The 12,036-nt window shown below is 63.4% G+C and carries 6 protein-coding genes; 3 read left to right on the top strand and 3 right to left on the bottom strand.

The window, feature by feature from the left end; translation table 11 throughout:
• Positions 1 to 281 precede the first annotated feature (281 nt).
• Together gltB and AC0L2X_RS07340 are read left to right on the top strand one after the other, a co-directional pair.
• Positions 282 to 5,012 carry a glutamate synthase large subunit gene (gltB, locus tag AC0L2X_RS07345; RefSeq protein ID WP_473599514.1) on the top strand — a complete coding sequence of 1,577 codons (4,731 nt, stop codon included), beginning with the start codon at positions 282 to 284 and terminating at the stop codon, positions 5,010 to 5,012.
• A 142-nt stretch (positions 5,013 to 5,154) separates the two neighbouring features.
• Positions 5,155 to 6,609: a glutamate synthase subunit beta gene (locus tag AC0L2X_RS07340; RefSeq protein ID WP_473599513.1), complete on the top strand. Its 1,455-nt coding sequence runs from the start codon at positions 5,155 to 5,157 to the stop codon at positions 6,607 to 6,609.
• 22 nt (positions 6,610 to 6,631) lie between these two features.
• On the opposite strand, the gene AC0L2X_RS07335 is transcribed toward AC0L2X_RS07340, so the two are convergent.
• Positions 6,632 to 7,876: an SGNH/GDSL hydrolase family protein gene (locus tag AC0L2X_RS07335; RefSeq protein WP_473599512.1), complete on the bottom strand. Its 1,245-nt coding sequence runs from the start codon at positions 7,874 to 7,876 to the stop codon at positions 6,632 to 6,634.
• A gap of 26 nt (positions 7,877 to 7,902) precedes the next feature.
• Positions 7,903 to 9,129, bottom strand: coding sequence for a lytic murein transglycosylase (locus AC0L2X_RS07330; protein WP_473599511.1), 1,227 nt, complete (start codon positions 9,127 to 9,129; stop codon positions 7,903 to 7,905).
• A 207-nt stretch (positions 9,130 to 9,336) separates the two neighbouring features.
• On the opposite strand from AC0L2X_RS07330, the gene galU reads away from it, so the two are divergent.
• The gene (galU, locus tag AC0L2X_RS07325) at positions 9,337 to 10,242 is read left to right on the top strand and encodes a UTP--glucose-1-phosphate uridylyltransferase GalU (protein ID WP_473599510.1); all 906 of its coding nucleotides are present in this window, start codon (positions 9,337 to 9,339) and stop codon (positions 10,240 to 10,242) included.
• Between the two features lie 12 nt (positions 10,243 to 10,254).
• Here galU and AC0L2X_RS07320 read toward each other — a convergent pair whose 3' ends face one another.
• Positions 10,255 to 12,021 (bottom strand): outer membrane beta-barrel protein, encoded by a 1,767-nt coding sequence (locus AC0L2X_RS07320; RefSeq protein WP_473599509.1) that lies wholly within the window; start codon positions 12,019 to 12,021, stop codon positions 10,255 to 10,257.
• Positions 12,022 to 12,036: the final 15 nt, after the last annotated feature.

The following is a 12,036-nucleotide window of genomic DNA, read 5'->3' as shown; positions in this document are numbered from 1 at the left end:
TGCGCATCCAAAATTTCTGTCATAAAAATTTAGGACAGTAGTGCTGTCTTATTTTGTCGCACAAAACTGGCCGCATTGGCATATGATTGCGCCTCTGCGGCATTGCCGCGAGCGACAGCTAGACAGCCTGGCTCCGGCCTGTACGAATACCATATGCGAACGATGCGGAAAGCCGCACGGTCGGCAAGAATTTCGCAAGACGTGCCGCAAGATTGAAAGGGAAGCCACGCGCTTCCCGACGGAAACCAGCGCCCGAAGGGGACGGAACGGAGGACAGGACGATGACGGATATGACGCCATCTGCGACGAAGGCCGCGCAGACGAAAGCGGCAGCCGTCAAAAATCCGTCCCTGACCAATATTGGGCGAACCAGCACCGGCTATGCCGCGCACGGCCTCTACGATCCGCGCAACGAGCATGATGCCTGCGGCGTCGGCTTCATCGTCAACATGAAGGGCGTGAAGTCGCATCAGATCGTCGAGGACGGCCTTGCCGTGCTCGAAAACCTGACGCATCGCGGCGCCGTCGGCGCGGATCCGCTGATGGGCGACGGCGCCGGCGTGCTGGTGCAATTGCCGGACCGCTTCTTCCGCGAGGAGATGGCCAAGCAAGGGGTCGAACTGCCGAAGCCCGGCCACTATGCCGTCGGCCATGTGTTCATGCCGCGCGACCCGGAGCTGCAGGCGCATATCGAAGGCATCATCGCCGAGGTGGCGCAGCTCGAGGGCCAGCCGCTGCTTGGCTTTCGCGACGTGCCGGTCGATAATTCATCGCTGTCCAAGGCGCCGGACATCGCCGCTTCCGAGCCGGTGCACCGGCAGGTGTTCCTGGGCCGCGGCGCCGAGATCGAGAACGACGACGATTACGAGCGGCGGCTCTACATCCTGCGCAAGGTCATTTCCGGCCGTATCCACGAGGAGACCAAAGGCGTCGACAACGGCTTCTATGTAGTCTCGATGTCGTCGCGGACCATCGTCTACAAGGGCATGTTCCTGGCCTATCAGGTCGGCGCCTACTACAAGGACCTCACCGACCCGCGTTTCGAGACGGCGCTGATCCTGGTCCACCAGCGCTTCTCGACCAACACGTTCCCGTCGTGGAAGCTGGCGCATCCCTACCGCATGGTCGCCCACAATGGCGAGATCAACACGCTGCGCGGCAACGTCAACTGGATGGCGGCACGGCAGGCCTCGGTCGATTCCGAACTGTTCGGCAACGACATCTCGAAGCTGTGGCCGATCTCCTACGAAGGGCAGTCGGACACCGCCTGCTTCGACAATGCGCTCGAATTCCTGACGCAGGGCGGCTATTCGCTCGCCCACGCCATGATGATGCTGATCCCGGAAGCCTGGGCCGGCAACAAGCTGATGGGTCAGGACCGCAAGGCCTTCTACGAGTATCACGCAGCCCTGATGGAGCCGTGGGACGGGCCGGCGGCGGTTGCCTTCACCGACGGCCGCCAGATCGGTGCCACGCTCGACCGCAACGGGCTGCGGCCGGCGCGCTACATCGTCACCGATGACGACCGCGTCATCATGGCCTCGGAAGCCGGCGTGCTGCCGGTGCCGGAGGAAAGGATCGTCAAGAAGTGGCGGCTGCAGCCCGGCCGCATGCTGCTGATCGACCTGGACAAGGGCCGCATCGTTTCCGACGAGGAGATCAAGTCGGAGATCGCGACCAGGCACCCCTACAAGAGCTGGCTCGCCAACACCCAGCTCATCCTCGAGGATCTCAACCCGGTCGAGCCGCGCGCCCTGCGCAGGGATGTCTCACTGCTCGACCGCCAGCAGGCGTTTGGCTACACTCAGGAGGACACCAAGCTGTTGATGTCGCCGATGGCGACCACCGGCCAGGAAGCGGTCGGCTCGATGGGCACCGACACGCCGATTTCGGCAATGTCGGACAGATCGAAGCTGCTTTACACGTATTTCAAGCAGAACTTCGCACAGGTCACCAATCCGCCGATCGACCCGATCCGCGAGGAGCTGGTGATGAGCCTGGTGTCCTTCATCGGGCCGCGGCCCAACATCTTCGATCTTGTCGGCAATTCGCGCCGCAAGCGGCTCGAAGTGCGCCAGCCGATCCTGACCAATGGCGATCTGGAGAAGCTGCGTTCCGTCGGTCACACCGAAGACCGTTTCGACACCAAGACGATCGACATCACTTACGGTTCGAATGAAGGCGCGGCCGGCATGCAGGGCGCCATCGACCGGCTGTGCGAGCGCGCCGAGGCGGCGGTCGCCGGCGGCTACAACATCATTATCCTGTCGGACCGTCAGCTCGGGCCGGACCGCATCGCCATTCCGGCGCTGCTGGCAACGGCCGCCGTGCATCATCATTTGATCCGCAAGGGACTGCGCACGTCGGTGGGGCTCGTCGTGGAATCCGGCGAGCCGCGCGAGGTGCATCATTTCTGCTGTCTCGCCGGCTACGGCGCGGAGGCGATCAACCCCTATCTCGCGTTCGACACGCTGCTCGATATGCACAAGCGTGGCGAATTGCCGGCGGAGGTCGATGCCTACGAGGTCGTCTCCCGCTACATCAAGTCGATCGGCAAGGGCATCCTGAAGGTGATGTCCAAGATGGGCATCTCGACCTACCAGTCCTATTGCGGCGCGCAGATCTTCGATGCCATCGGACTGAAGTCGGACTTCGTGCAGAAGTACTTCACCGGTACGGCGACGCTGATCGAAGGCGTCGGGCTGGACGAGATCGCCGCCGAAACGGTCAGCCGCCACACCGACGGCTTCGGCAACGACCCGGTGCTGCGCAACAGCCTCGAGGTCGGCGGCGAATACATGTTCCGCATGCGCGGCGAGGCCCACATCTGGTCGCCGGACGCAGTGGCGACCTTGCAGCACGCCGTGCGCCAAGGCTCGTGGGAGACGTTCAAGGACTATTCCGCCCAGATCGACAGCGAGACGGCACAGGCGCAGACCATTCGCGGCCTGTTCAAGATCAGGCTGGCGCAAGAGACCGGGCGCAAGAAGGTCAAGCTCGACGAGGTGATGCCGGCGGCCGATATCGTCAAGCGCTTCTCGACCGGGGCGATGTCCTTCGGCTCGATCTCAAGGGAAGCGCACACGACGCTGGCGCGCGCCATGAACGCCATCGGCGGCAAGTCGAACACCGGCGAGGGCGGCGAAGAGGCCGATCGCTATCTGCCACTGCCGGGTGGCGGCAAGAACCCCGAACGCTCGGCAATTAAGCAGGTCGCCTCGGGACGCTTTGGCGTCACGGCGGAATATCTGGTCAATTCCGACATGATGCAGATCAAGGTTGCGCAAGGGGCGAAGCCCGGCGAGGGCGGCCAGCTGCCGGGCCACAAGGTCGATGCGACCATAGCCAAGGTCAGGCACTCGACGCCGGGCGTCGGCCTGATCTCGCCGCCGCCGCATCATGACATCTATTCGATCGAGGATCTGGCACAGCTCATCTACGACCTGAAGAACGTCAATCCGGCGGCCGACGTATCGGTCAAGCTGGTTTCGGAAGTCGGCGTTGGCACGGTTGCGGCCGGTGTCGCCAAGGCGCGTGCCGACCACATCACCATATCAGGCTATGACGGCGGCACCGGCGCTTCGCCGCTGACCTCGCTCAAGCATGCCGGCAGCCCGTGGGAAATGGGCCTTGCCGAGACGCACCAGACGCTGGTGCTCAACGGTCTCAGGTCGCGCGTCGCGCTGCAGGTCGATGGCGGCCTGCGCACCGGACGTGACGTCGTCATCGGCGCACTGCTCGGCGCCGACGAGTTCGGCTTCTCGACCGCGCCGTTGATCGCGGCCGGCTGCATCATGATGCGCAAGTGCCATCTCAACACCTGCCCGGTCGGCGTCGCGACGCAGGACCCGGTGCTGCGCAAGCGCTTCAAGGGCACGCCCGAGCACGTCATCAACTTCTTCTTCTATGTGGCGGAAGAGGTGCGGGCGCTGCTTGCCGAGATGGGCTGCACCCATCTCGACCAGATCATCGGCGACACCGACCTTCTGGAAAAGCGCGAGCTGATCCAGCACTGGAAGGCGCGCGGGCTCGACTTCAGCAAGATGTTCTACAAGCCGGATGCGCCGCACGAGGCGGTGCACTGGACCGAGCGGCAGAAGCATCCGATCGACGACGTGCTCGACCGCAAGCTGATCGAACTGGCAAAACCGGCGCTCGAAGCCAGGCAGCCGGTCAGCATCGAACTGCCGATCCGCAACGTCGACCGTTCGACCGGCGCCATGCTGTCAGGCGAGGTGGCAAAGCGCTTCAAGCACAAAGGCCTGCGCGAGGACACGATCTCGGTCAAGCTCACCGGCACGGCCGGCCAGTCCTTTGGCGCCTTCCTGGCGCGCGGCGTCTCGTTCGAACTGGTGGGCGCGGCCAACGACTATGTCGGCAAGGGCCTGTCGGGCGGCCGCATCGTCATCCGTCCGCCGGAGAACACGAAAATCGTTGCTGCCGAGTCCATTATTGTCGGCAACACCGTGCTCTACGGCGCAACCGAGGGCGAGGCCTATTTCTGCGGCGTTGCCGGCGAGCGTTTTGCCGTGCGCAATTCGGGTGTCGCCGCCGTCGTTGAAGGCGTCGGCGACCATGGTTGCGAATACATGACCGGCGGTATCGTCGTCGTCATCGGCCAGACCGGCCGCAACTTCGCCGCCGGCATGTCGGGCGGCGTCGCCTATGTGCTCGACGAGGCGGGCGATTTCGCCGAACGCTGCAACATGGCGATGGTCGAGCTGGAGCCGGTTCCGGAAGAGGACGACCTGATGGAAAAGCTGCTCCACCATGGCGGCGATCTCGACCACAAGGGCCGTGTCGACGTATCCGGCGATATGACCAGCCACGACGAGGAGCGGCTCTACCAACTGATCTCCAACCACGTCCACTACACGGGCTCGGTACGAGGTCGCGAAATCCTCGACGACTGGACAACTTTCCGGCCGAAATTCCGGAAGATCATGCCGGTCGAATACCGCCGCGCGCTGATCGAGATGGAACGGATGCGCATGAACGTGGCGGCGGAATAGATTGGAAATTGCCGGGAGGCCGTGCGTCCCGGCAACCATCTTCATCAGCAATCCTGACCTCGGACTGAAGGTTGCCACGGCTGCCTTATGAGGTTAACGGGTGCGTCGCCAGGCGTGCCTTCCGGACAGCAGGGACTGGACTATGGGCAAGGTAACAGGGTTTCTCGAGATCGACCGGCAGGTGCACAAGTACCAGCCGGCTTCCGACCGCATCCGGCATTTCCGCGAATTCACGCTGCCGATGTCGGACAAGGAGGTCGAGAAACAGGCCGCGCGGTGCATGGATTGCGGCATTCCGTATTGCCATGGACCGACCGGCTGCCCGATCCATAACCAGATCCCGGACTGGAACGACCTCGTCTACAATGGCGACTGGGAAAACGCGATCCGCAACCTGCATTCGACCAACAATTTTCCGGAATTCACCGGCCGCATCTGTCCGGCACCTTGCGAGGAAGCCTGCACGCTGAACCTCGAGGACATTCCGGTCGCCATCAAGACGATCGAGCAAGCGATTGCCGACAAGGCCTATGAAACCGGCCATATCCGGCCCTATCCGCCGGAACGGAAGACCGGCAAGCGCGTCGCGATCATCGGCTCGGGGCCGGCGGGAATGGCCGCTGCCCAGCAACTCGGCCGCGCCGGCCATGACGTTCACGTCTATGAGCGCGAGAGCCGGCCGGGCGGGCTGATGCGCTACGGCATCCCCGACTTCAAGATCGAGAAACATTATATCGACCGGCGCATCGAGCAGATGCAGGGCGAGGGTGTCAGCTTCCATTGCGGCGTCAATGTCGGCGTCGACAAGCCGGTCGCCGAACTGCTCGCCGAATGTGACGCGGTGCTCTATTGCGGCGGTTCCGAAACGCCGCGTCCGGCCAACATCCCGGGCGACGATCTCGACGGCGTGCACGACGCGATGCCCTACCTGGTGCAGCAGAACAAGCGTATCGGCGGCGAGCCGATCCAGTCGGTGGCATGGCCATCGCGCCCGATCGTTGCCGGCGGCCAGCATGTCGTCGTTGTCGGCGGCGGCGACACTGCCTCAGACTGCGTCGGCACCGCCTTCCGCCAGGGCGCGGTGCGCGTCACCCAGCTCGACATCCGCCCGCAGCCGCCTGAAAGGGAAGACAAGCTGTCGGTCTGGCCCTACTGGGCGACCAAGATGCGCACGTCATCCTCGCAGGCCGAAGGCGCCGAGCGCGAATTCCAGGTGGCGACGCTTGAATTCATCGGCGAGGACGGCCAACTGACCGGGGTCAAATGCTGCGAGGTCGACGAAAAGCGCAAGCCGATCGCCGGCACCGAATTCGTCATCCGCGCCGATCTCGCGTTCATCGCCATCGGCTTTGCCGGGCCAGCCGCTCGCGGGCCGGTGTCGGAACTCGACGGGCAGATGAAGATCGTCACCGACAGCCGCCGCTCGAAGAACGTCGAGGCCAATGACCGGGACTACAGGACCACTGTCGAAAAGCTCTATGCGGCTGGCGACGTACGGCGCGGCCAGTCGCTGGTCGTCTGGGCGATCCGCGAGGGCCGCCAGGCGGCGCGCGCCATCGACGAGGCGCTGATGGGATCGAGCGTGCTGCCGCGCTGAGCCGGTTCCGAAGAGGTTCTGTTTACTGCCGGATCGCCGTCGTCGTATCGGATGCAGCCGCCGTCGCCGGCTGTGTCTTGGGCGGCCACGAGAAATCGTCGGCGCGGCCCGGTGAGGCGTCGGGCGCCTTGCCCTCGACGACAAGCCTTTCGCCCGGCAAATGCTTGTCCGCTTTTGCCGGCGGGGCGGCGCCGAGAAGTTCCGAGCCGCCGTCCAGCGCCGGATCGCTGAGCAGCATCGGCACGGTGCGATCGACGGCTATAGGTGCGGCAGCAGGTGCCGGCGCCTCGACGGGAGCGCCGGCCGGGGCAGAAGCAGTCACCACGCTTCCCGGCGCGGCCAGCCCAAGGATCTTCATCAGCGGCTTTTCGGTATAGAATGCGAGCTTGCGCTTGCCGGCCTTCGACATGTTGATGCCGTCGTCGGAGCGCAGGCGCACCGATTGGCCGTTGATGTCCGGTCCGCTGGTGATGAAGGCGCCGTTCTCGTCGACAAACCCGTCCCAGACGTCGACGAATTCGCCGCCGTGGCTTTCAGCGGACGAGCGGAAGATGTCGTTGAAGGCCAGCATGTCGGAGGTCATTTTCGAGACCCGGATAGCCGGCATGCCAACCCACAGATACGGCACCTTGGTTGCGGCGATGGCCTTGCCGAACGCTTCGGTCCGGCGCTCGTATTCCTTGGTCCAGTTCTCGGATCGCGGCTGCTCGCGCACATCGCCGACGCGCATCTGCTGCCGGTCGTTGGATCCGAGCATGACGACGACGGCTGCCGGTTTTTCGGCAGCGATCAGCGACTTGACCTGTTCTGGCCAGTTGTAGACATCATCACGCACGAAGCCGGACGATCCGTTGGCACGGACGACAATCCTGACGCCGGTGTTCTCGGCAAAGGCGGCGTCGAGCCCCTCAGCCAGCCCAGATGCCATGAAATCGCCGACCACCAGAACGACGCGTGCATCCGGCGCCTTCTCGGCCACCGGGGTTGTCGGCTCGGCCGGCGGCCGGCGAACTGACCGGGGCTTTCTCAGCTTGGCCCTGGGCTTCGTTCTCTGGAATTCCCTCTGGAATTCGGGCGGCGGCTGCTCAAACCGCTCGCTTCTGCGCGGAAACAACAGGTCGCGCAGCGACCAGCCACGACTTTCCGGCTCCTGCGCCATGGCCGAGGTATGAAAGGCACTGGCGGCGCCGACTGCCAGAACGGCGATCGCCAGAACCAGGATCGGCACGCGACGAACGATTAACCGGATGCGCGCAGCCGAAACCAATCACCCTCTCCATCCCGTAACCGGCTCTAGTTCTGCCTGAGCCATTTGAGCACTTCCTTGCTCGGATACCCGTCCTGGGTCAAGCCGGCCTTTGCCTGGAAGGCCATGATGGCGGTTTTCGATCCGTCACCGATCTTGCCGTCGAACTTGCCGTCGTAATAGCCGTGCTCGGAAAGTCGCTTCTGAAGCTCCTGCCTCTCCTCGAAGGAGAGCTTGGTAAACGGTCGTTTCCAGTCCTGCACAAGCCCGCCATAGCCGGCGATTTCGTCGGCAAGAAGGCCCACGGCGAGCGCATATTTGTCGGCATTGTTGTAACGCTTGATGACCGAGAAATTCTTGATCATCAGGAAGGCTGGCCCGCCGCGGCCGCCGGGCAGCTTCAACGTCGCCTTGTCCGCACCGTTCTTGAACGGCTTGCCGTTGGCACGGGTGACGCCCAGCGCCTGCCATTGCGACAGCGACTTCGAGCCCCCAGGCAGCTTCTTGCCGTCCGGAATGCTGACCTCATAACCCCAGGTCTTGCCTGCCTGCCAGCCGTTCTTCCGCAGCAAATTGGCGGCTGTCGCCAGTGCGTCGGGAATCGAATTCCAGATGTCGCGCTTGCCGTTGCCGTCCATATCGACCGCATAGGACAGGTAGCTGGTAGGGATGAACTGGGTATGCCCCATCGCACCAGCCCATGAGCCGCTGAGATGGCTTTCGTCGATGTCGCCGGTCTGCAGGATCTTCAGCGCTGCGATCAGCTGGGTGCGGGCAAATTTCGCGCGCTTGGGGTCGGCATAACCAAGCGTCGCCAGCGAGCGCACGACACTGCGCATGATATCATCGCGCTTGAGGGTTTCGCCATAGTTCGATTCCATCGACCATATGGCCAGCAGGATGTAGCGGTCGACGCCGTATCTTGCCTCGATCCTGTCCAGCCAAGGCTTCCATTTCCTTGCCATCTGCTGGCCGACGGCGACCGACTGGTCATGGACGCGGTTGTCGAAATAATCCCAGGCGGGTGCGGTGAATTCGGGTTGAGTACGGGCCTTTTCCAGCACCACCGGGTCAGCGTCGTTGATGCCCTTGAATGCCTGGTCGTAGACGGAGCCGGAAACGCCGCTCGCCACGGCGGTAGCACGGAAGCTGGCGACCCATTGGCGGAAGCCGGCATCGGCAAAAGCCGGTCCGCTGGGCATGAGCAAGGCAAGCGAGAGGCTGGCGGCCGTCAGGACGCTGGTGAAGCGCCTTGCGGCGTTGCGAACGGACATCTTTTCCTCCTTCTTCATCTCAGGAAGACTATTCATCGCCGAACCCGGTTAGCATTTGGTTTACCATAGGTGCCGTCCGGGGTGAAAAGATGCGTCAATGCTTTACCAGCTGAGATTTCTGACCCGCCGTTCAGTAATCCTCGATTTCGGCATGAAAATGTCTCGAATCGGGATTGCCGAACAGGCATGCAAATGGATAATTGGCACATGAAGAGAGTTCGCAAGGCAGTGTTCCCGGTTGCCGGTCTCGGCACGCGCTTTCTCCCCGCCACCAAGGCCATTCCCAAGGAAATGCTGACGGTCGTCGACAGGCCGGTCATCCAGTATGTGGTCGATGAGGCGCGCGATGCGGGGATCGAGCATTTCATCTTCGTGACCGGCCGCAACAAGGCGGTCATCGAGGATCACTTCGATGTCCAGTTCGAGCTCTACGACACGCTTGCGCAGCGCGGCAAGGACGACCAGCTCGCCCGCCTGCAGCGGCTGCAGCCGGCGCCGGGGCAGACCAGCTTCACCCGCCAGCAGGTACCGCTCGGCCTTGGTCACGCCGTCTGGTGCGCGCGCGAGCTCGTCGGCGACGAGCCCTTTGCGCTGCTGTTGCCCGACATGATCATGCAGTCGGAAAAAAGCTGCATGAAGGATATGGTCGAGCTTTACGCCGAGACTGGCAACAACATCGTCGCCGTGCAGGAGTGCGATCCGGCCGAGGCGCACAAATACGGCATTGTCGGCCGCGGCGAGGACGCGCATCACGGTTTCCGCATCACCGGCATGGTGGAAAAGCCGAAGACCGGCACGGCGCCGTCGAACCTCTACATCAACGGGCGCTATATCCTGCAGCCGGAGATATTCAAGATACTCGAAGGTCAGGAAAAAGGTGCCGGCAACGAGATCCAGCTCACCGATGCAATGCTGAAGCTGCAGAAGCAACAGCCCTTCTACGGCTACCACTACCGCGGGCGGACGTTCGACTGCGGCTCGCCCGAAGGCTTCGTCGAGGCCAACGTTGCCTTCGCACTTTGGCGCAGCGATATGAATGCCAGCATGGCCGGTGTAATTCGCACGCTTCTGGACGAACTCGCGCCGTCAGAACGCCGCGGCGTAGCCTTGTAGTTTCAACACCGGCTAGCGCTGCAACTTCAAGCCGACGAAGATGCTGTTGGCCGTGTAGTCGCGCCCAACCAGGTTGCTGGTCAGTTTTTCAGTCCTGGCGCGGGTGGTGAGCCCGGTGTAGCGGTTCAGCCACCACGTCAGCCCAGCCTCGGCGCTCAGCGTCAAATCATGATCGTCGGAGCCGGTATAGTCGCGCCATTCAAGGCCGAGAGCGGCATTTCCGGTCAGGTTGGCGCGGATCTGCCGCTCGCCGGTGAGGCTGCCGGAATAGAGCATGGAGCCGCTTTCGCCCGCATTCGTCGTGTTCTCGGCGGTCGTCTGTGCGGTGAGCCCGATCGTGGTTTCGCGTTCCGGCGACCATTTGAGATCGGCATTGACCGTCGCGCCCGAAATCGCCGGCAGGCGGTCGTCGTCGATGGCCTCGCGCAGCCAGCCGACCGAGAACTCGCCGCTAAGCTTCTCGCGGAGATCGAGCTCGACGCCGGCCCGTGCGCCAAGCCTGCTGGAGGAGCGCTGGAAGCCGTTTGGATCGACGCGCAAATCATAAGCGCGCCGGCCGATCTCGATTTCGGTGAACGGAGTGATGGCAGGCGAGATCTCGTAACCGGTGCGCAAAATGGCCGTGTATAGCGTCGAATCGCGGCCCTTCTGCGACAGCGATCCGCCTGACGAAAGCTTGGCGTCGCCAAAGATGTCGTGCTCGACCGCGCCGGTCAGCGCGAAGCGCATCTTGCCGGCATCCTTCTCGACGGCGAGACTTCCGTTCACTGTCTGCCGCACTGGCTGGCCAACGGCGCCGACGACTGCGTCCGGCGCCGAGGCCGATTCGGGCACGGCCTCATAGCCCAGCTTGGCGATGGCGCGCAGATCATTGTCGAGATCGATGTTGAGTGTGCCGTCGACGCGGCCTTGCGCCTCGTGAATGTCATAGCCGGACAAGGTTTCGCGGAAGATGCCATAGCCCTCAACCGTCGCCGAATTCTCCCGCCAATCGGAGACGGCGTTGAAGCGCAGCGTCGTTTCCGACAGCAATGCCGGCTTGCCGAGGCTGCTCGAATCGGCGTTTGTCGAAGACGTCAGGCCTTGCTCGAGCGTCGGCCGGATCACGAAGGAGCCGAGCTTGATGCCGGTGGCGGCGAACGGGTCGTCCTCGTTCTTTTTGTTCTGGCCCTCGATGGCTTCGATGCGCTCGGCGCCGGGGTCGAGCCTGAGCCTTTCGGCGGAATCGACGGTGACGGCACGGCGGTTGACCGTATCCTGCTCGTCTATGGTGGCGGTGTCGGTGTCATCGGTCGTCGCCGTCGCTGCAGTCGCGGTTCTCTTGCGCTTCTGGCTGTCCGCGGTCTCGTCTTCGGCATTGGCCGCGTTGGCGGCGCGTTGCGTTACGCTTGGCCGCCGTCGTGGGGGCGGAGCAGGGTTGTCGGGAAATGGGTCGCCGCTGGCCGCTGGTGGATCGAAAGTGCCGCCGGTTGTGGCCGCCTCGCCCGTGCCGTTGTCAGGCAACGCCCCTTGGCTGGCCGGACGATAGGTAGGCAGCGGCGTATTGTCGTTGGCGGTTGCAGCAGCCTGCGCGGCTTGGGTTCCGGCTATGCTCGATTGCCTGATCTTGTACTGCTGGTCGTCCAGGATTGTCGATTCCGCAACCTCGCCGCGCAGTTCGGTTTCCTGGGCGCAAAGCAGTGCCGGCCGCGACAACGCAAAGACACTGGTTGCCAGCAGCAAAGCGCAAACCGCCTTGCCCTTTCGTCCCATTTTGTTTTGAGGCTGAAACCCGGACATCGGCACCACTGCTTG

It is taken from the genome of Mesorhizobium sp. WSM4828 (genome assembly GCF_055811175.1).
This window is presented reverse-complemented; position numbering and strand designations above follow the sequence as displayed.

Bases quoted from the DNA above. Each gene is read 5' to 3' on its own strand.
- gltB (WP_473599514.1), top strand. From the start codon at position 282: ATGACGGATATGACGCCATCTGCGACGAAGGCCGCGCAGACGAAAGCG.
- AC0L2X_RS07340 (WP_473599513.1), top strand. From the start codon at position 5,155: ATGGGCAAGGTAACAGGGTTTCTCGAGATCGACCGGCAGGTGCACAAG.
- AC0L2X_RS07330 (WP_473599511.1), bottom strand. From the start codon at position 9,129: ATGTCCGTTCGCAACGCCGCAAGGCGCTTCACCAGCGTCCTGACGGCC.
- galU (WP_473599510.1), top strand. From the start codon at position 9,337: ATGAAGAGAGTTCGCAAGGCAGTGTTCCCGGTTGCCGGTCTCGGCACG.
- AC0L2X_RS07320 (WP_473599509.1), bottom strand. From the start codon at position 12,021: ATGTCCGGGTTTCAGCCTCAAAACAAAATGGGACGAAAGGGCAAGGCG.